19 protein-coding genes and 1 tRNA gene are annotated in these 18,335 nt (G+C 62.5%); 8 read left to right on the top strand and 12 right to left on the bottom strand.

The window, feature by feature from the left end; genetic code table 11:
* Positions 1-40: 40 nt before the first annotated feature.
* Complete coding sequence (locus L8U58_RS03095; RefSeq protein WP_269954665.1) at positions 41-844, top strand: RecB family exonuclease; 804 nt, start codon at positions 41-43, stop codon at positions 842-844.
* Here L8U58_RS03095 and aspA read toward each other — a convergent pair.
* Genes aspA through L8U58_RS03080 form a run of 3 tightly spaced genes read right to left on the bottom strand, consistent with a single transcriptional unit; the run spans position 814 to position 4,301 of the window.
* Positions 814-2,376, bottom strand: a complete 1,563-nt coding sequence (gene aspA / locus L8U58_RS03090) for an aspartate ammonia-lyase (RefSeq protein ID WP_269954664.1) — start codon at positions 2,374-2,376, stop codon at positions 814-816. The two genes, L8U58_RS03095 and aspA, sit on opposite strands and share 31 nt — an antisense overlap.
* Positions 2,377-2,434: 58 nt before the next feature.
* Complete coding sequence (gene hisG / locus L8U58_RS03085; RefSeq protein WP_269954663.1) at positions 2,435-3,280, bottom strand: ATP phosphoribosyltransferase; 846 nt, start codon at positions 3,278-3,280, stop codon at positions 2,435-2,437.
* Between the two features lie 22 nt (positions 3,281-3,302).
* The gene (locus L8U58_RS03080) at positions 3,303-4,301 is read right to left on the bottom strand and encodes a phosphoribosyl-ATP diphosphatase (RefSeq protein WP_269954662.1); all 999 of its coding nucleotides are present in this window, start codon (positions 4,299-4,301) and stop codon (positions 3,303-3,305) included.
* A gap of 89 nt (positions 4,302-4,390) precedes the next feature.
* Between L8U58_RS03080 and L8U58_RS03075 the strand changes: the two genes are divergently transcribed.
* The gene (locus L8U58_RS03075; RefSeq protein WP_034974362.1) at positions 4,391-5,236 is read left to right on the top strand and encodes a thioesterase family protein; all 846 of its coding nucleotides are present in this window, start codon (positions 4,391-4,393) and stop codon (positions 5,234-5,236) included.
* Here the strand turns inward: L8U58_RS03075 and L8U58_RS03070 are convergent.
* From L8U58_RS03070 to L8U58_RS03060, 3 genes are read right to left on the bottom strand one after another with little or no spacing between them, the layout of a single operon-like run.
* Positions 5,233-5,709, bottom strand: coding sequence for a hypothetical protein (locus tag L8U58_RS03070; protein WP_034981934.1), 477 nt, complete (start codon positions 5,707-5,709; stop codon positions 5,233-5,235). The two genes, L8U58_RS03075 and L8U58_RS03070, sit on opposite strands and share 4 nt — an antisense overlap.
* 24 nt (positions 5,710-5,733) lie before the next feature.
* Complete coding sequence (mshC, locus tag L8U58_RS03065) at positions 5,734-6,981, bottom strand: cysteine--1-D-myo-inosityl 2-amino-2-deoxy-alpha-D-glucopyranoside ligase (RefSeq protein ID WP_269954661.1); 1,248 nt, start codon at positions 6,979-6,981, stop codon at positions 5,734-5,736.
* Positions 6,982-6,992: 11 nt separating this feature from the next.
* Entirely contained in the window at positions 6,993-7,865 is an 873-nt protein-coding gene (locus L8U58_RS03060) for an undecaprenyl-diphosphate phosphatase (protein WP_034976545.1), read from the bottom strand.
* A gap of 70 nt (positions 7,866-7,935) precedes the next feature.
* On the opposite strand from L8U58_RS03060, the gene L8U58_RS03055 reads away from it, so the two are divergent.
* Both L8U58_RS03055 and L8U58_RS03050 read left to right on the top strand, forming a co-directional pair.
* Positions 7,936-9,057, top strand: coding sequence for a hypothetical protein (locus L8U58_RS03055; protein WP_230580533.1), 1,122 nt, complete (start codon positions 7,936-7,938; stop codon positions 9,055-9,057).
* Between the two features lie 49 nt (positions 9,058-9,106).
* Positions 9,107-10,210 (top strand): quinone-dependent dihydroorotate dehydrogenase, encoded by a 1,104-nt coding sequence (locus L8U58_RS03050; protein WP_269954660.1) that lies wholly within the window; start codon positions 9,107-9,109, stop codon positions 10,208-10,210.
* Here L8U58_RS03050 and L8U58_RS03045 read toward each other — a convergent pair.
* Entirely contained in the window at positions 10,207-10,764 is a 558-nt protein-coding gene (locus L8U58_RS03045) for a YbhB/YbcL family Raf kinase inhibitor-like protein (protein WP_034974368.1), read from the bottom strand. The genes L8U58_RS03050 and L8U58_RS03045 overlap by 4 nt on opposite strands.
* Positions 10,765-10,915: 151 nt before the next feature.
* On the opposite strand from L8U58_RS03045, the gene L8U58_RS03040 reads away from it, so the two are divergent.
* The 3 genes from L8U58_RS03040 to L8U58_RS03030 all read left to right on the top strand — a co-directional run bounded on the left by L8U58_RS03040 (position 10,916) and on the right by L8U58_RS03030 (position 12,336).
* Positions 10,916-11,001 (top strand) — tRNA-Leu (locus L8U58_RS03040).
* Between the two features lie 4 nt (positions 11,002-11,005).
* A complete protein-coding gene (locus tag L8U58_RS03035; RefSeq protein WP_269954659.1) occupies positions 11,006-11,710 on the top strand; it encodes a TVP38/TMEM64 family protein in 705 nt (234 codons plus the stop codon).
* 5 nt (positions 11,711-11,715) lie between these two features.
* Positions 11,716-12,336 (top strand): hypothetical protein, encoded by a 621-nt coding sequence (locus L8U58_RS03030; RefSeq protein WP_034967864.1) that lies wholly within the window; start codon positions 11,716-11,718, stop codon positions 12,334-12,336.
* On the opposite strand, the gene L8U58_RS03025 is transcribed toward L8U58_RS03030, so the two are convergent.
* Genes L8U58_RS03025 through L8U58_RS03015 form a run of 3 tightly spaced genes read right to left on the bottom strand, consistent with a single transcriptional unit; the run spans position 12,333 to position 14,788 of the window.
* Complete coding sequence (locus L8U58_RS03025) at positions 12,333-13,475, bottom strand: SPFH domain-containing protein (RefSeq protein ID WP_034974369.1); 1,143 nt, start codon at positions 13,473-13,475, stop codon at positions 12,333-12,335. The two genes, L8U58_RS03030 and L8U58_RS03025, sit on opposite strands and share 4 nt — an antisense overlap.
* A 19-nt stretch (positions 13,476-13,494) precedes the next feature.
* Positions 13,495-13,935 (bottom strand): NfeD family protein, encoded by a 441-nt coding sequence (locus L8U58_RS03020; protein WP_034967871.1) that lies wholly within the window; start codon positions 13,933-13,935, stop codon positions 13,495-13,497.
* A gap of 22 nt (positions 13,936-13,957) precedes the next feature.
* Positions 13,958-14,788: a DUF3097 domain-containing protein gene (locus tag L8U58_RS03015; protein ID WP_034967876.1), complete on the bottom strand. Its 831-nt coding sequence runs from the start codon at positions 14,786-14,788 to the stop codon at positions 13,958-13,960.
* Positions 14,789-14,813: 25 nt separating this feature from the next.
* On the opposite strand from L8U58_RS03015, the gene L8U58_RS03010 reads away from it, so the two are divergent.
* Positions 14,814-15,590, top strand: coding sequence for a hypothetical protein (locus tag L8U58_RS03010; RefSeq protein ID WP_269954658.1), 777 nt, complete (start codon positions 14,814-14,816; stop codon positions 15,588-15,590).
* A 7-nt stretch (positions 15,591-15,597) separates the two neighbouring features.
* Here the strand turns inward: L8U58_RS03010 and L8U58_RS03005 are convergent, their stop codons facing one another.
* Together L8U58_RS03005 and L8U58_RS03000 are read right to left on the bottom strand one after the other, a co-directional pair.
* A complete protein-coding gene (locus tag L8U58_RS03005; protein ID WP_034974375.1) occupies positions 15,598-17,397 on the bottom strand; it encodes a DIP1281 family NlpC/P60 protein in 1,800 nt (599 codons plus the stop codon).
* A 401-nt stretch (positions 17,398-17,798) separates the two neighbouring features.
* Positions 17,799-18,326, bottom strand: coding sequence for an Rv1476 family membrane protein (locus L8U58_RS03000; protein ID WP_034967887.1), 528 nt, complete (start codon positions 18,324-18,326; stop codon positions 17,799-17,801).
* Positions 18,327-18,335: the final 9 nt, after the last annotated feature.

Here is an 18,335-nt window from a genome sequence, read left to right as displayed (position 1 = left end):
TGCTTTAAGGGATCTGCACCACTTTACTAGGCTGGGCGGGGTGAGTAAGAAACCAGCCCTGTCCCCTTCCCGCGCCAACGACTACAAGCAGTGCCCGCTGCTGTACCGCTTTCGAGCCATCGACAAATTGGAGGAGCCGAAGACGGTCGCACAGGTCAAAGGCACGCTGGTGCATGCGGTGCTGGAGAACCTACACAAGCTACCGCGCGGGCAGCGCACCTACCCGGCGGCGGTGAAGATGATCCGCCCGGAGTGGGAAAAGATGCTGGCTGCGGACGCGGAGCTGGCTGAGCTGGTGCCGGAGGAATCTACCCTGGCGTTCTGGGAGGAAGCCCGGGAGCTGGTGAAAGGCTACTTTCAGATGGAGAATCCGGAGGGTTTTGACGCCCACGAGTGCGAACAATTCGTGAATCTAACGCTGCCCAATGATGTGCCGGTGCGGGGCTTCATCGACCGAGTGGACATAGCGGAGACCGGGCAGGTGCGCGTGGTGGACTATAAGACGGGAAAGAAACCCGCCCCTCGCTTCGCCGACTCGGCCCGTTTCCAGATGATGTTCTACGCCCTGGTGTGGTGGCGCATGACCGGCGAGCTGCCGACCCAGCTGCGGTTGATGTACTTGAAGGTCAGCGACGATATGGTGCTGAGCCCCACAGCGGCCGAGCTAGTCGCGTTTGAGCGGGAGCTCGGCGAGCTATGGGGGCGCATTCAGGCGGATGTGCGCAGCGGAAACTTCCAGCCGCGCACGACGAAACTGTGCGGATGGTGCCACTTCCAGGGCCTCTGCCCTGCCTTCGGTGGCACCCCGCCGGATTATCCCTGGGAGGTTTCCTCTTCGCTGTAGTCGGTGTACAGCTTGCCCTGGAACTTCGGGTTCAGCAGGTTCTCGGGGCTGAGGACCTCGTCGAGGGTCTTCTCGTCCAACAGGCCCTTTTCCAGCACCAGCTCGCGGACGGATCGGCCGGTGCGGGCGGCCTCCTTACCCACCAAGTCACCGTTGTGGTGACCGATCAGCGGGTTGAGGTAGGTGATGATGCCAATGGAATCCTCCACATACTTGCGGCACACATCGGCGTTGGCAGTGATGTCCACGACGCATAGAGTGCGCAGCGTGGTGCAAGCACGAGCCAGGAAGCGGACGGATTCGAACACGCACTGGGCGATGACCGGCTCCATGACGTTGAGCTGTAGCTGGCCGGCCTCTGCCGCCATGGAGACCGTCTGGTCGTTGCCGAAGACTTTAAAGCAGATCTGATTGACGACCTCAGGGATCACAGGGTTGACCTTGGCAGGCATGATGGACGAGCCCGCCTGGCGCTCCGGCAGGTTGATCTCGTTCAGCCCCGCGCGCGGACCGGAGGACAGCAGGCGCAGGTCGTTACAGATCTTCGACAGCTTCATTGCCACACGCTTCACCGCCGCGTGAGCGTTGACGTACGCGCCGGTATCGCTGGTGGCCTCGATGAGGTCGCGGGCCGGTTCGATCTTCAATCCACTGACATCGCTGAGGGCGCGGATGACCGCGTTCTGGTAACCGGGAGGCGTGTTCACTCCCGTACCGATAGCGGTGGCGCCCAGGTTCATTTCGCGCAGCTGTGCCTGGGAACGTTCGAGCTGCAGGCGCTCCTCGGCGATGTTGTAGCCGAAGGCGCGGAACTCCTGGCCCAGGGACATCGGAACCGCGTCCTGCAGCTGGGTGCGGCCCATCTTCAGGATGCTGCGGAACTCCTGGCCCTTGGCCAGGAAGGCGCGCTCCAGCGCGTCGAGGTGCTTGATCAGCTGGTCAATCGCAAAGTGCAGACCCAGGCGGAAGCCCGTGGGGTATGCGTCGTTGGTGGACTGGGACATGTTGACGTCATCGTTGGGGTTGATGATGTCGTAGGAGCCTTTCGGGTGGCCCAGGTACTCCAGCGCGAGGTTGGCGATCACCTCGTTAGTGTTCATGTTCACACTTGTGCCCGCACCACCCTGGAACACGTCGATCGGGAACTGATCCATGCACCGGTGCTCTTCCAGCACCTGGTCGCAGGCCCAGATGATCGCTTTTGCTTTTTCATCCGGCAGTGCGAAGATCTCGTTGTTGGCGATGGCGGTGGCCTTCTTGACCATCACCATTCCGCGGATGAACTCCGGGATCTGGTTGATGGTCGTGCGCGAGACCTGGAAGTTATCCACGGCGCGGAGGGTGTGGACGCCATAGTAGGCATCGTCCGGAACCTCCATCGTGCCCAACAGGTCTTCCTCGGTGCGGAAGCTTTTCGCGGCGCGCGCCAGCTGGGAGTGCGTTTCAGCTGACGTGATGATGTCGGTCGAGTTGACGACCTTATCGCCATAAACTTCTGCCGCTGCTGCTGAGGGAATGGGTTGATCAGTCACAAAACATCCTTGGGTATTTAGGGGTTGCAATGTATACCCCACCCTAACGAATTAGTGACTAGATGCGGGCAATGCGTATATCGGTAGCAAGAATCGCTTCTGCGCCGAGGGCGGACAGCTCGTCCATCAGCGAATTGGCCTGCGTCTTTGGCACCATTGCGCGAACCGCAACCCAGCTGTCATTGGCCAGCGGAGACACGGTGGGCGCGGAGAGCCCCGGTGTGATGGCCGTGACCTTGTCCAGGTTGGCACGCGCGATGTTGTAGTCCAGCATCACGTAGTTGTGTGCGTGCAGGATACCCTGGATGCGGTTAATCAGCACGCTCTGCTCCGCTGTGACCTCCGCGTCCTTGCGGCCGACGATGACGGCCTCGGAGACACACAGGGGTTCGCCGAAGGGCTTCAGACCCTGCTGTCGCAGAGTACGGCCGGTGGAGACGACGTCGGCGATGACATCGGCCACGCCTAGGCGGATAGAAATCTCCACCGCGCCGTCAAGGCGGATCACCTGGGCCTCCAGGCCACGCGCGGCAAGATCCTTGCGAACCAGGTTCGGGTAGCTGGTAGCGATGCGCTTGCCCTCCAGCTGCTCCACCGTCCACTCCTCGTTCTGCGGGGCGGCGTAGCGGAACGTGGAGGCACCAAAGCCCAGCGGCAACAACTCGTCGACTTCTTCGCGGGTATCCGCCGCCAGGTCGCGCCCGGTGATGCCGATGTCCAGGTGGCCGGAGGCAATGTAGATCGCGATGTCCTTGGGGCGCAGGAAGTAGAACTCCACCCCGTTGTCCTCGTCGGCAATCGTCAGGGATTTCGAGTCGCCACGGGTGGCGTAGCCGGCCTCCTTGAGGATCGCCGTGGCCTTCTCGGACAGAGAGCCCTTGTTGGGCACTGCGACGCGCAGCATGATTAACGATTGCCTTTCTTGCTTAGAGGAACTTGTAAACGTCTTCGGGGGTGAGGCCACGGCCGACCATGACGACCTGCAGCCAGTACAGAAGCTGGGAGATTTCCTCGGCGAGCTCCTCGTCGGATTCGTACTCCGCGGCCAGCCACACCTCGCCGGCCTCTTCGACAATCTTCTTGCCCTGGAAATGCACGCCGGCATCCAAGGCCTTAACCGTGCCGGAACCTTCCGGGCGCTCCTTGGCGCGGGAGGACAGCTCAGCGAAGAGAGATTCGAAGGACTTAAGTTCTTGTTCGTTCACGTCTTCCATTGTGGCAGATCGCACACTGGCCGGTGCTGTGTGCCCCAGGTCTGCGTGGATCTGGCGCAGATCCTCCAGTGCGAAGCCACCCAGATCCTGGGCTCCCCCGCGCAGCTCGGCCAGGGTCTGCACCCCGGTGGGGATCGCGGTGTGCGGGTCGGTGGGCGCGCCCAGCACGCGGCAGCCCGCGTCGCGGGCAGCCGTCATGCCCGTCGTGGAATCCTCCACTACCAGACAGTCGTCGGGTGCGAAGCCGAGGCGGGCTGCCGCAGTGGCGTAGATATCCGGCGCGGGCTTGCCATTGGGGACCTCATCGCCACACAGCGTGAAGTCGAAGAACTCCCGACCGATGGAATCCAGGGACAGCTCCGTCAGTGCGCGGTTAGTGTTGGTAACCAACGCCATGGGGAACCCAGCGGCCTTGGCCTCGTGCAGGATCTCCCTGATCCCGGGGCGGAATTCCAACTCCCGTGCAAGGAGCTCCCCTACGCGCGTGTACATGAAGTCGAGCCATGCGGCCTTGGCGGCGTCATCAAGAACCAAACCCGCATGCGCCGCGCAGATCTCGACGGTCGTGGGGGTCGTGGCGCCGACGGTCTTTTCGCGGACCTCCGGGGTCAGCGGGCGCCCCATCTTTTCGCCCATCTCGAAGGTTGCGATCCCCCACAGTGGTTCGGTATCGACCAGGGTGCCGTCCATGTCCCAAAGTATTGCTTTCATGATGTCGTTCAGTTTAGGTCAAACGTGCAACCAGCCCCCGGGCGTATGTGGTAGTAAGTGATGTAGCCCACATTTTGGAGAGGAAAGCAATGAGCGAGCAATCGGCGTACTTTATCCCCGGCAAGGTCACGGAAGAAGGCGGCCACATCTACCGCAACTACCACCCGACCAAGCACACCGAAAGCCCTTGGGGGCCGGGATTCCAGCACGGTTCGCCGCCCGCCGCACTGATTGCGACGGTGTTGGAGGACGGCGCCCGGGACGCGGGCATGTCGCTGGAAGAGGGTCGTTTCAGCCGCATGACCGTCGAGATTCTGGGGGCGGTGCCTCTCAGCGAGCTGCGCACCCACGCGCGGGTGGTGCGCCCCGGCAAGCGCATCAGCTTCCTGGAGGCCGTCGTCACCGACGAATCCGGTCGCGAGTTCGTCCGCGGTTCCGGCTGGTGGATCCGCCGCGGAGATACTCAGGAGATCGAGCGCACCGTCGGCGAGCCCATGCCAGGGCCGGTCGGTGCGGAGGACGGCACGGACTTCTTGGAACGCTGGGCCAGCGGCTATATCGACTCTATTGACGCCCGTAAGGCTCACCTGGAACAGCGCCAATTGGAGGTCGCGGAGAAGCGCAACCCGGCGATCTACTGGTCGCGCACCGACCTCCCCGCAGTCGAGGGGAAGGAAGATTCCAACTGGGTGCGCCTGATGAAGACCGTGGACATCGCCAACGGCCTGAACAACCTGCTGGACACGGACAAGTGGACGTATATGAACGTCGATACGACGGTCTACCTTCACCACGAGATGCGAGGCGAGTGGCTGGGACTATCCGCCGAGGCGAACTACGGCACCGACGGCATCGGCACGACGGTCACCCGGATCTATGACGAGCAGGGCCTCATCGGCACCTGCAACCAGGGAATTATGCTGGCGCCGCGCTAGGCTTCGCAGACGGCCTCGGCCTGGTTCTCCACGAAGATCTCGTCGGCGTCCAGGTCCACGGCCAGCTTTTCTACTAGTGCCAGCAGATCCTTGATTTCTTCGTCTTCCAGCAGCGCGTCCTCGTGACGGGCGGACAGCTCCTTGAGCTTCGTGACGTGCTGGATGACGACGGCGGTGACGGCGAGGGTGGTGGCGTTGGGCTGTTCGTCCGCGCTCTCGTCGCTGTTCTGCAGGTTGAGCGTAGCGGCGATCTTCTTTAGCTCCGCCTCGTCGCCGGCTGCTACGGTCTGGGCGGCCTGCAGCATACCGTCGACGATTTGCTGTGCTTCGTCTACTGCGGACTCCGGATAGGGGGCCTCCCAGAATTCTCGATCCTCGTCGCGCAGGTAGCTGCCTGTCGCCATCTGGCGTAGGTTGTCGAGGAACTCGTCGCGGGCATCAGCGGTGGCTGTACTTAGCTGTGTGGTGCTCATAGAACACAGTCTGCCCTGTGGAAGCTAGAGGCGCACGCCCAACAGCGCATCGATTGCGGTTTTTATTTCGGACGCCGCAGCCTCCTCCCCCGCAGCCCCAGGTTCGGTGGCTGCGGCCCAGTGGTCGATTGCCTCCAAGGCGCTGGGTGTGTCGAGGTCACAGGCCAGGTGGTCGCGGACCGTGGCGATGAGCTCCCGGGCCTGTTCGACGGTGGTGCCACCGGCAGCCAGGGCGTCCCGCCAGTTGGCTAGGCGCTGCTCGGCCGCGGCCAGCACCTCATCGGCCCAGTCGCGGTCCTGGCGGTAGTGGCCTGCGTACACGCCCAATCGGATGGCGGACGGCTCATGGCCGGCGGCCGTGAGTTTGGAGACGAACACCAGGTTGCCCAGGGACTTGCTCATCTTCGTGCCATCCAGGCCAATCATGCCGGTGTGCACATAGTGTTGCGCCATGCGCTCCACCCCGTGGGCGGCCTCGGCGTGGGTGGTGGAGAACTCGTGGTGCGGGAAGCGCAGGTCGCTGCCGCCACCCTGGATTGCGAAGGGCGCGCCCAGGCGGTTGACGGCAATGGCCGAGCACTCGATGTGCCAGCCGGGACGGCCGGGCCCGAACGGGGATTCCCACTTCGGCTCGCCGTCGCGGTGGGCCCGCCACAGCAGTGCGTCCAGGGTGTGGCGCTTGCCGGGGCGCTCGGGGTCTCCGCCACGTTCGGCGAAGAACTTGGCCATTTCCTGCTCGGTATAGCGGGATTCGTAGCCGAATTGGGGCAGGAAGGTGTGGTCGGCGTAGATATCCGGGTATTCGTCGCCTTCCAGTTGGTAGGCGGCGCCGACGTCCAGCAGCGTGCCTACCATCTCGATGACCTCGTCGATGGACTCCATCGCCCCGACGTACTCGCGCGGGGGGATTACCGCCAGGTCCTCCATGTCGGAGCGGAAAAGGTCGATCTGGCTGCTGCCCAGATCCTGCCAGTCCACCCCGTCGCGCTCTGCGCGTTCAAACAGCGGGTCGTCGACGTCCGTGATGTTCTGCACATAGTGCACGCCCACACCTGCCGAACGCAGGTAACGGTGGATCAGGTCGAACGTCAGGTAGGTAGCGGCGTGGCCCAGGTGCGTCGAATCGTAGGGTGTGATGCCGCAGACGTACATCCCGACTTCGTCTCCCGCAAGGTCGACGGGCTTCAGCGCGTCATCGGCGGTGTCGTACAGGCGAAGCTGTGGGGCTTCACCCGGCAGCTGAGGGACTTCCGGTTCGGGCCAAGAGTGCATGGATTCCGATTCTAAGCCTGCAGTACTCCGAATGCGAGTAGACCCATGACCGCCAGGCCCAGCGGGATACGCCACAGTGCGAACCAGGCGAAGGAGTGGTTGGCCACGAATTTCAGCAACCAGGCAATCGACGCATAGCCCACGGCAAAGGCAATTGCCGTACCCACGAACAACTGGGCGCCCGAGGCGGCCTGACCGGCTTCGGGGCTAAAGGCGTCCGGAAGAGAGAAAAGCCCCGAGGCCAGCACCGCAGGGATGGCGAGCAGGAACGAGTAACGGGTGGCGACCTCGCGATCCAGGTTGAGGAACAGACCGGCCGAGACCGTGCCGCCGGAGCGGGAGACTCCCGGGATCAGCGCCAGGCACTGAGCAAAACCCATGATCACCGAATCGCGCATGGTCAGCTGGTCGAAGCTGCGCTCGCGGCGGCCCATGCGCTCGGCGAGGATGAAGACGAAGGAGAACAGCACCAGCATGGTGGCGGTGATCCAGAGGTTGCGCAGGTTATCGCGGATTAGATCCTTACCCAGGTAGCCCAGGACGGCGACGGGCAGCGTGCCGACGATAACCATCCAACCCATGCGGTAATCGAAGCGATCCCGGTGCACGCGGCGGCCGTGCTTACCAGTCAGGTCGGTGAGGCCTTCCCACACGCCACGGCACCAAGCGCTGGCAATGTTCCAGATGTCCTTAGCGAAGAACACCAGCACCGCCAGCTCCGTGCCCAGCTGGATAACGGCCGTGAACGATGCACCGGCATCCTCGCCCCACAACAGGGTGGAGAAGATGCGCAGGTGGCCGGACGACGATACGGGGAGGAACTCCGTCAAGCCCTGGATTAGGGACAGAATGATCGTCTGCGCCCAAGTCATGTCTGTAGTCATGGGCACAAAGCCTAGTCCTTCCGCCCCGCCTTGCGGGTGTGACATGGCCGGGCTGGTAGCGTTAGGGCTTGTGAACGTGCACGTCAATCGCTTTAGTCGTACTCTTTCCTGCATCGTAGCGGCCGGCCTGGCCGTAGGGGCATTGTCCGCCTGTGGATCCGATGATTCCCCCAACGACGGGCCCGTGGCCGGCGATCCGGCGCAGCCGAAGGATTCCCCCACCTCGTCGCAGGGGCCGGGCGAACAGCTCGACCTGGGCAAGCCCGCGTTGGGAGCCGCGCGCGTGGGGCTGTCCGCCGACGAGAACGCGCCGGGCGCCAATCTGGTTGCGGTGCTTACCCAGGGCAAGGTGCACTTTATTGACGCCACTAATCCCAAAGACAAGCCACGCCAGGTAGACATCGACGATTCCTGCGACAGCATCACCACCACAGCTCAGGGTGTGGCGGTGGCCTGCCAGGACAAGGCTATTGAGCTGGGGGCGGACGGCAAGGAAACTCGTCGCCTGGACGTCGAGGGCAAGGTGACCACCGTGACCTTCTTGGATAATGGCAAGGCCGTGCTGGGCAAGGCGGGTGAGGATAAAGCCCGCTTCTACGACAAGGATGGCAAGGAGACTGGCAGCGAGATCGTGAGCCGCAGCCTGGACCAGGCCGTGCTAGTCAAGCCCCGGGATCGCGATCAGCGTGCAGCGTTGATCGACCGGGGACAGACCAGCATCAGCGACGTCAACGTCAACGATGGTTCGCTGAACGCCGCGTTGCGTATTGGCCAGGGTGTGGGGCAGGTTGCCTCCGGCCGTGGGGACGACGGCGTGGTCGTGGCCAGCGACGCCCGCCAGGGGCAGATGCTGATCTACACCATGAATGACGTGGTGCGCCTGCACCAGGCAGCGCCGACCGAGGATTCGCCCTGGGGCGTGACGTGGGATGCGAAGCGGAAGCTGGCGTGGGTGGCCTCGACCGCCGCGAACAGCCTGGAGGCCTACCGCATCGACTCGGGCGCGCCGGTAAAGGCTGCGCACACCGAGGTGCCCGGCAAGCTGCGCTGGGTGTGCGACGCAGCCAATGGTGCCCTAGTGCTGGTGACGGAGGATGGAAAGGTCAACGTCTACAGCGCCGACAGCGTGGACAAGGACATCGCATCGATGAAGGACAAGCCCGCGGAAGACTACCCCGTGAAGCGGGACTAACGACTAACACAGCCGACTAATACAGCGGGATCAAAATAAGGGAGCAAGAATGTTGAAAAAGATTCGCCACGGCGCGTACCAGGCAGCGCTAAAGGGAATGTTTACCCTGCGCCCGGAGCGTATCCACGGGCTGATGTCCCAAGGGCTGCAGCAGGTGGCGGGCTCGCGCGCGGCGCTGTCTGCACTGGATGGCGCGCTGGTCGTGCACGACGAGGTGCTGAGCCAGCAGATCGCAGGGCTGACCTTCCCCCGCCCGCTGGGGCTCGCCGCGGGCTTCGACAAGGATGCCAAGGAGGTGGACGCCTGGGGTCCCATCGGCTTCGGTTTCGCCGAGATCGGCACGGTGACTGCACTGGCGCAGCCGGGTAACCCCACACCGCGACTGTTCCGCCTTCCGCAGGACAAGGCGATCCTCAACCGCATGGGATTCAACAATGAGGGCTCGCGCGCGGCGGCCATGCGACTGCGCAAGCGCAATACCGACATCCCGGTGGGCGCGAACCTGGGCAAGTCCAAGATCGTCGCGGCGGATATTGCCGATAGGGATTACCGAGAGTCCGCCAAAGCCATCGGCGACGTTGCCGACTACCTGGTGATCAACGTCTCCTCCCCCAACACGCCCGGGCTACGCGACCTGCAAGCGGTGGAGTCTCTGCGGCCGATCATCCGCGCGGTGCAGGAGGAAAGCTCCAAGCCACTGTTCGTGAAGATCGCGCCGGACCTCAGCGACGAAGACATCGACAAGGTCTGCGACCTGGCCATCGACATGGGGGTGACCGGCCTGATCGCGACGAACACCACCATCAGCCGGGAGGGGTTGAAGACCCCAGCACATGAGGTGGCTGCCATGGGCGCCGGTGGAATCTCTGGCGCGCCTGTCGCCGCCCGGGCTTTGGAGGTGCTGCGTCGCCTGGCTGCCCGTGCCGACGGCAAGCTGGTTTTGATCGGAGTGGGCGGAATCGACTCCCCGCGCGCGGCATGGGAGCGGATCTGCGCCGGGGCCAGCCTGATCCAGGGCTACACCCCCTTCATCTACGGCGGCCCGGACTGGATCCGAGAGATCCACCAAGGGCTGGCCGTGCAGGTGAAAGCCCACGGCCTGCAGAATATTTCGCAGGCAGTGGGCAGCGGGTTGCCGTGGATTGAGAGCTAGTTCTCCGCCCAACCCCAGATGATGCCGCGGGCGGTGGCCTTGAAATTCAGGTTAAAGCCCAGGACGGTGGGGGTCTGGCGGTCGCCGATCTCCAGTTCCTCGCCCACCGCGTGCACCGCGAACAGGTAGCGGTGTGGGCCGTGGCCGGCCGGCGGGTTCGCGCCGTAGTAGCCCCAGGAGCGGCTATCTCCACGCAGCGCCACCGCACCCTCGGGCAGGCCGCTGAGATCTTCGTTGCCCGCGCCGAGTGGCAGGGAGGTTACATCGGCGGGAATGTTAAAGACTGCCCAGTGCCAGTAGCCGCTGGCCGTAGGGGCGTCCGGATCAAAACAGGTAACCGCGTACGTCTTGGTGCCCTCCGGACCCGGAGACCAGCTCAGCTGGGGCGATACATCGTTGCCTCCCAGCTGATCCTCCGGCAGGCGATCGCCGTCGGCGAAAGTTTCGCTGGTGACCTCTAGCGGAGGAAGATCCGTCAGTGGCGCGTAGGGGTCGGGCCCGGGGAAGCGATCGTCGATGTAAGTGGGCTGGTGTTGTGCATTGTTTTCGGACATAGCACCACGCTAGTCAAAGTGTTTCCCCACCGCACTAAAGTGCTTATGCTGGCACAACTACCTGGGTGTGACCTGGGTATTTGTGTAAATCCCCGCCTTGGCATTAAAGTGGCCTCAGTTGCCACCACACATGTGGTGCGCGCCTTACCTTGTCCGGGTGGCGGAATGGCAGACGCGCTAGCTTGAGGTGCTAGTGTCCTATTAACGGACGTGGGGGTTCAAGTCCCCCTCCGGACACAACATGAAGATCCCACGCTTTGTTGCCCGTGCATTCAGCACGTGGTGGGGGTTGAAGCTGAGGTATCGATTCCTCAGCGTTGCAGTTCCGATCCTGCTGGTCGCTTTCGTTTATTTTGTGCCCAAGCCAGCGGTGAGTGACATCCGATCCTGGGTAGACTCCACCGGCGCATGGGCCCCACTGACTTACCTTGCGCTGATGATCGGGTTTACGCAGCTACCCCTGCCCCGAACCATCTGGACCATTGCGGCGGGAGTGATGTTCGGCCCGCTGCTGGGATCTGCCCTTGCGTTGGTAGGCGTGGGCGCTTCGGGGGCGCTGTCCCTGGTGCTGGTGCGTGCCGTGGGTGGCTCGTGGGTGGAAAAGAAGACACGCAACGATAAGCGCATTCAGCTGCTGCAGGAAAGAATCTCGGAGCGCGGGTGGATCGCCGTGCTGGGGCTGCGTATGGTCCCCGCAATCCCCTTCTCCCTGTTGAATTACGCCTGCGGGCTCAGCCGCATCCCCTTCATGCCCTATGTCGCGGCTACCGTGCTTGGCTCCGCGCCGAACACAATAGCGACCGCCATGGCTTCCGACGCGCTGGCCACGGGAGGCCAGCCGTGGGTCTTGCTCTTCAGCGTTGCGGTGGTGTGCATCGGCTTCGCACTGGCGGCCAATGAGATCCGACTCTGGCGTCAGCTCAGCAAAGTCAATGAAGTAAGTTAATACCTATGTTTGCCGTGTATGCCGCATATAGGGGCCGTTCTCAGCGTCGTGGAGAGTACGTGCGCGACGTTGCCGCGGCACTCGAGCAATCGTCGATGGTCGACTCTGTGGAGATGAAGGGCATCGAGGAATTCGTGTGCATCGCTCCCGGCCCCGACGAGGCCGGCGGACTGGTGTTGTCGCTGCTGCAAGCGGGTGACTTCGCGCTCGGCATTGGCACGGTGGTTGCGGATCTTGAGGGGGACGCCCCGTCTTCCACGGAAGAAGCTATCGGCGCGGCCACGCGCGCGGTCGCCCGGTCGCAGCGTGCGGGGGCGGTGTCGGTGCGAATCGAGAAGCCCGGACCAGGCGGCGTTATTGCGCCGGGACTGGCGGCGGAGGTAGCTCAAGACATTGCGGCGGCTTTCACACTGCTGGCGCATGTGCTGGCGCGCCGTACGAAGGAAGGGCGGGAGGCCACTGCCCTACTGCGCGCGGGTCACTTGCAGGCCGAGGCTGCGGAGATCGTGGGAATCAGCAAGCAGGCGATGAGCCAGCGCCTGGCAGCAGCCGGCTGGCACGCGGAGCAGGCCGGGTGGACCCTGGCCGTGCATATGTTGGCCAGGGCGGATCAGCTGCGGGATTAACCCTGGTTATACGGGTTGTTCTCGTTGACCGGCTGTTCCGGCGTTTCGTCCACCGGCTTGTTGGCCACGGCGTTGGCGGCGGCGACGGCCTCGGCAATCTCCGGAGAGGACGCGGTGCTGAACCAGTCGGCGGAGCTGGATTCGTTGGCCTGTTCGCGGGTGGCCTCGTCCACCGGCTTCGGCTCGTAGCGGAACACGCCTTCCTCGTCCTTCTTGGCCAGAGCCTTGGCGAACTGCTCTAGCGAGTCGCCGAACTGCATCGGGATCATCCAGGTCTTGTTTGCAGAGCCCTTGGCCATCTCCGGTAACTTCTCCAGATACTGGTAGGCCAGGACCTCCGGGGTGACCTGTGCAGACTTGATGGCTGCGTTGACCTTCTGGATGGCCTTCGCCTCACCCTGCGCTTCGATGTACTTGGCGGCACGGTTACCTTCGGCGCGCAGAATTGCGGCCTGACGCTCGGCTTCTGCGGCCAGGATGTGTGCGTGCTTCTCACCTTCTGCCGACAGGATGCGGGCCTGCTTTTCACCCTCGGCGGTCTTGATATCGGACTCGCGGCGGCCTTCTGCCGTGAGGATCATCGCGCGCTTTTCACGGTCGGCCTTCATCTGCATCTCCATCGACTGCTGGATGGATGCCGGCGGATCGATGGCCTTCAGTTCCACGCGGGAAATACGCAGACCCCACTTGGTGGTGGCAGCGTCCAGCTCGCCACGGAGGCGACGGTTAATGATTTCCCGGGAAGTCAGGGTTTCTTCCAGCGTCATACCACCGACAACGTCGCGTAGCGTGGCGACAGAGATCTGCTCCACACCCACGATGTAGTTGTTCACTCCGTAGATCGCGCGTGCAGGGTCGTTGATCTGGAAGGTCACCACCGTGTCGATGGCGACCGTCAAGTTGTCCTGGGTAATAACGGCCTGAGGTGGGAAGCTCACGACCTGCTCACGGGTATCGACTTTGTCGCGGATACGGTCGACGAAGGGAACTAGCAGCGTCAAACCACCAGAAACAGTGCGGGTATAGGTACCCAAGCGTTCGATGACCGCAGCTTCACCCTGCGGGATCAGGGCAACCATCTTGATGATTATCGTTGCGATGATGACCAGAAGGATCACCAGGAATATTGTGAAGTTCATTCTCTAAGAGTCCTTACTACTATTTGTTTTTCCACACGACCGCCGTCGTGCCGTCGATGCTTAGCACCTGTACCGACTCCCCCGCGGAGTACGTGTCCCCGGGGTTGGCGGAACGGGCGGACCACAGCTCGCCGGCGACCCGCACCATGCCGCCGCTCTGCGCTTGGTCGGAGACGGGTTCGATAACCTCAGCGCGCTTGCCTGCCAGCTCGGAATCGTCGAACTTATGTTCTTGGCTGTTCTTAAGCAGCCGCCTGCGCAGCATGGGGCGAATGGCCAGGATCAGTGCGACGGAAGCTACGCCGAACACCAGGATCTCGGCCCACACGGGAATATCCACCACCGCTACGCCGGCGGTAATGGCCGCTGCGGTGCCCAGCATCAACAAAGACATGTCGGCTACCAGGAGCTCGCCGAGGAATAATAATCCGGCTGCGATTAACCAAATGATCGGACCCATGTTTTAGACCCTAATGGTTACTTCAGTACTCCGCTGGAACAGTCACGAAATCGATGAGCCGTTCTACTGCGCCGATCAGCGTGGAATCTAGGTCGCGGAAAGTCTTGGCCGCCCGGGCGACGCGGCGCCATCCGTCTTGCGGGCTGCCCCAGCCGAGCTCCTGACACACGCCTGTCTTCCAATCGATGCCGCGGGGGATCTTCGGCCATTCGCGGATGCCCACGCTGCTGGGCTTTACTGCCTCCCAAATATCGATGTATGGGTGCCCGGTGACCATCACGTGTGGCCCGAGGGATTCGGTTAGGCGCGCTTCCTTCGTCCCCTCCACGAGGTGATCGGCGAGTACGCCGACGCGACGGGTTGCGGAAGGCTGAAACTCGGCCAGGCGCTCCGGCAGATTGTCAAGACCCTCTAGGTACTCGACCACCACACCTTCCACCCGCAAGTCATGCCCCCAGACTTGTTCGACGATCGCAGCGTCGTGGATTCCTTCCACCCAGATGCGCGAGGGGGCGGCAACCTTCGCCTGCACTCCTTCCACGCGACGCGAGCCGGAGTTCGACGTGCGTTGCTTCGGCGGAAGCATCCTGGGATCTACGTAGCGAGTCAAGGTAATAGGCTTGCCTTCAAGTAGGAAGGCGCCTTCGCGGAGCTTGAAAAGCCGGGTCTTTCCGTAGCGGTCCTCCAACCGGATGAAATCGCCGTCGGCCGTCTTCTCCCCACCCACGACCGCGCCGACGAAGTCATCGGCGATGACCTCGACCACCATTCCCAGCTCCGGCGTGACGCGCGGGAAGCTGGGCTTGTGGTTGCGGGAGTGGCCCTTCATGATGTCACCGTAATTGAAGCTCATGGCCAACCAGCTTAGGCTAGGAAAAATGACTGATCCGGTACCGACGTGGCTTGGGGCGCAACTATGGTCGCCCGTGCAGAACACTTCCCTATGGTTGGCCTGGTGGCTGCACGGCCTCATCGGCGCCGACGAAGTGATCGATGCCTTCCACGCCACGCAGGGTAAACACCATCGCCTGGAGTCTGATGGTGGTGGCCTGGTGGAACTTCTTGGCCAGGTGCGGGCCGTGACCGATGAGGCAGCCATCGGGGTGAATGAGCGCCCCCTGATCCAACTGATGCTGTCTGGCCCCGGCGACGCGCCACTGCTGCCGGTGGGGACCGAGGGGGCGTCACTCATCGTGGCAGATCGCGATCCCTTGGTGAGTCACGTGCTTAGCCCCAAGTTTATCGACGCCCACCTGGTCAGCTGGTCCTGGGATCAGATAGAAGGAGCGACTCCGCCCCTGCCGGTGTACTCGCCTGGCGAGGCGGATCAGCTGCTGCGGGAGGCGGCCGACCGGGCGACGGCCATGGTGAAATCCGCGGGCCATGTTCCCCGTGGTGCGGCGGCGTTCCAGCGGGCAGAGCTGGCCGTGGGGGCGCTGGATGACGCGTTCGGACTGCCCGGGATGCCACCCGGGGTGCCCAGCCGCGCGGCGAAGCTGATGGCCAGGGCGGATCAGGTGGCGGCGATTGTGGAGGTCACCCGGCGATCCGAGGTCGGAGCGAGCCTTGACCCCCATCTCATGCCAATGCTCCGGGCAGTGCGTACTGCCCGGATGGTGGCTGTGGATTATGCGCAGCGGGAGTTGCTGCGCTAGGGGGGGATCACTCGATCATTCGGACAGCCATAGGCTGCATACCGCCCCAGCGAACGTCGGAGATCTTCACGACATCGCCGGACTGCGGGGCCTCGATCATCTTGCCGTCGCCCAGGTACAGGGCAACGTGACCCGGCCAGAACAGCATGTCACCGCGCTTGGCCTCCGAGGACGGAACCTGCTTGCCGGCGGTGTACTGGTAACCGCTGTAGTGATCCAGCTTGAAGCCGACACCGTAGAAGGCGTACATCATCAGACCAGAGCAGTCGAAGCCGACCTTGTTGTAGTCGCCGTGTGCGTCGGCCACGCCGCCGTCGCGGATGCCCTTCGTCGGGCCGTAGAAGTTGCCGCCACCCCAGGCGTAGGGCAGGCCGAGCTGGCTCTCTGCGCGCTTGATCACGCGCTCGATCTTTTCTTCCGCCGTGCCGGAGGTGTCCGGTGCGTTCGGATCGAGGGCCTGAGTGAGGACATCAGCCGGGTTGGCAGGAGTTTCTGCCTCCGGAGTTTCGGGAGCTTCGGCTGCGGGGGTCTCCGGTGCCTCGGCTTCTGGGGCTGCGGGAGCTTCCGGTGCCGTAATTGGGTTATCCACGTTGGTAACCCGCCCCATTGCGCGGTCGTATTCCTTGCCTGCGGTTTCCCGACCTGCGCGAGCGGCAGCATCCAGTGCACCCTCCGGGTTGCCGGACAGTGCGGTGTTGAAGCCAGCCATCGCGGCGGACTGAGCAGCCTTCGCTAGGCCGTCGATCGCAGACTGGCGCTGGTTGTCTCCGCCGACGTTCTGGTCGTAGGAGCTGCGCAGCTCCGCCGGCAGTTCGGGCAGGGCTGCGGGGTTGCCCAGGGAACCCTGCGGTGCCGGAGAATCGTTGGTCGGCTCGGTGGACTCGTTGGTTTCAGTAGCCTTCGGAGCCTCGGTAGTGGTCTCCGACGTGGTCTCCGGAGCCTTGTCCGCCGGGGTCGTTTCTTCGGTCGGCTTGGCGTCAGTGTTGTCTACAGTGGTGTTGTCTACAGTGGCGCCAGCCTCCTCAGCTGCCTTTTCGGCGACCTTTCGCTTATCCCAGCTGGAAGCCTCCGGGTTCTTCTTGGTGAAGGCCTCGACTGCAGCGCGGGCGTCGCGCAGAGCCTTCTCTGCCTTCTTCTTCTCGTCGAGCAGTCGCTTGTACTCAGCCTGCTTGTCGGAGAGCTTCTGCTGGGAATCCCGCAGAGTATCGCGAGCGGTGTTGTACTTCTTCACCGCATCGCCGACAGCGGAGTTCGCCTTGTCGCGTGAATCGCGCAGCGAGGACTCCTCGTTGGCATTCTGGGTGCGTGCCAAATCCAGGCGGTCTACTTCGCCCTGCTGCTTTTTGGCTGCAGCCTGAATGTAGGAGGAACGATCGAGCGTGTCGCCCACAGCATCCGAGCCGCTGGCCGCAAGGTTGATCGGCGATGCATCCCCGCCCTGTGCGTAAGCGGATCGTGCAATGTCGTTCAGCTTGGCTTGCGCCTTGGATACCGCGGAATCGGAGCTCTTGAGACGGCCACGAGCATCAACGACCTTGTTCTGCGCCTTTTGCGCCTGGTCCTGGCTCTTCGTCAGATCAACGCGAGCCTTGTTCGCATCCTCACGCAGGGATCCCATGAGGGTCTCCATGTTGGAAACCTGGGTCTTTGCACGAGAAACCTGGCCGACAAGATCGGCCAGGAAGCTTTCTACACTGCGCTTGTCGTCGTCGGCGTGAGCCGCGAGGGTCGTGGACTGCAGCGTCACTCCGGCGGTTACTGCAACGGCCAACACCGTGCGCTTACGGCTTGTAGGTCGTGGTGTCACGATCGATTCTCCTGAATGTTTACAACTGGCTTTGAAGCGAGTGAAACCCTCGGTCCTGCTGGCCGCACTTCCCCATGCGATCAGTACAGGTCCCGTCGAGTGTTTTCTCAAGATTCACTTCGAGATCAACTCGTTTCAAAAGTTGACATACGGAACCCTAGGCCACTTCAGTCAAGGCCGTAAACTTTTTCACCACGAATCTCACGAATCGCAATAGTCACATAAGTAACGGCAAATGCCTTGACCTGCAAAGAGTGAGAGAAAAGAATTTAATGTGATTTATGTCACATTTGTTAACGCGTCGGCGTGTCTTGTTGCGCCTAACGTGAGGTGCACTCAAATCTTTAAACTTGACATAAAGAAAGGTCAAGCACTCAGGCTTGACCTTTCTAAAACGTTATCTAAGCACGCTTGTTTCGCAGGTTAAATAACGAAGTGATTAAGGCCGCAACGAGCAGCGCTAGAAGCACTCCAATGTTGGCCAGCCCCGTGGGTGCCTCGTAGCTCGTTGCTTGCTGAAGGAACTCTTGCGTTGCGCCAGGATTGCTGTTTGCGCCGTAAAGAATCTTCGCGTTGGATTCAATCGCAAAACGTGGCAGATTCTCCGACACAGCCGTTGCTTGATTCGGGGACTTCAGGATGACCGTGTCCGCATTTGTCTGATCGAGGATCTTCTGCGCAATGTCGCGCAGGCTGTTGTGCATCGGGCCATCGTTGTTGATGTAGCCGATCTTTAAGTTGCCTATTTTGGACGCCGACTCCCCCTTGGTCGCCGCCTCCACGATTTCTTTCAGTTCTTTGGATAGCCCGGCGGTTCCGGATTCAACCTCGGTGGGGAAACCTTCGGCCACATAGACTGGGGCGTCATTAAAAGAAGCAATGAGCTGCGCGGTGACGTCCGAGGTGTGGGGCGAAGGCGAATCTGTCATGGGGATGTT

Origin of the sequence: Corynebacterium macclintockiae (assembly GCF_027570165.1) — a bacterium.
GTDB classification, from domain to species: Bacteria; Actinomycetota; Actinomycetes; order Mycobacteriales; family Mycobacteriaceae; genus Corynebacterium; species Corynebacterium macclintockiae.
Note: the sequence above shows the minus strand (reverse complement) of the source record. Positions and strands in the feature narration are given on the sequence as shown.

Coding starts and splice junctions, on each gene's coding strand:
- L8U58_RS03010 (WP_269954658.1), top strand. CDS start 14,814: ATGACTGATCCGGTACCGACGTGGCTTGGGGCGCAACTATGGTCGCCC.
- L8U58_RS03030 (WP_034967864.1), top strand. CDS start 11,716: ATGTTTGCCGTGTATGCCGCATATAGGGGCCGTTCTCAGCGTCGTGGA.
- L8U58_RS03015 (WP_034967876.1), bottom strand. CDS start 14,788: ATGAGCTTCAATTACGGTGACATCATGAAGGGCCACTCCCGCAACCAC.
- L8U58_RS03060 (WP_034976545.1), bottom strand. CDS start 7,865: ATGACTACAGACATGACTTGGGCGCAGACGATCATTCTGTCCCTAATC.
- L8U58_RS03080 (WP_269954662.1), bottom strand. CDS start 4,301: ATGAAAGCAATACTTTGGGACATGGACGGCACCCTGGTCGATACCGAA.
- L8U58_RS03000 (WP_034967887.1), bottom strand. CDS start 18,326: ATGACAGATTCGCCTTCGCCCCACACCTCGGACGTCACCGCGCAGCTC.
- L8U58_RS03020 (WP_034967871.1), bottom strand. CDS start 13,935: ATGGGTCCGATCATTTGGTTAATCGCAGCCGGATTATTATTCCTCGGC.
- L8U58_RS03025 (WP_034974369.1), bottom strand. CDS start 13,475: ATGAACTTCACAATATTCCTGGTGATCCTTCTGGTCATCATCGCAACG.
- L8U58_RS03045 (WP_034974368.1), bottom strand. CDS start 10,764: ATGTCCGAAAACAATGCACAACACCAGCCCACTTACATCGACGATCGC.
- mshC (WP_269954661.1), bottom strand. CDS start 6,981: ATGCACTCTTGGCCCGAACCGGAAGTCCCTCAGCTGCCGGGTGAAGCC.
- L8U58_RS03050 (WP_269954660.1), top strand. CDS start 9,107: ATGTTGAAAAAGATTCGCCACGGCGCGTACCAGGCAGCGCTAAAGGGA.
- L8U58_RS03075 (WP_034974362.1), top strand. CDS start 4,391: ATGAGCGAGCAATCGGCGTACTTTATCCCCGGCAAGGTCACGGAAGAA.
- L8U58_RS03070 (WP_034981934.1), bottom strand. CDS start 5,709: ATGAGCACCACACAGCTAAGTACAGCCACCGCTGATGCCCGCGACGAG.
- L8U58_RS03035 (WP_269954659.1), top strand. CDS start 11,006: ATGAAGATCCCACGCTTTGTTGCCCGTGCATTCAGCACGTGGTGGGGG.
- hisG (WP_269954663.1), bottom strand. CDS start 3,280: ATGCTGCGCGTCGCAGTGCCCAACAAGGGCTCTCTGTCCGAGAAGGCC.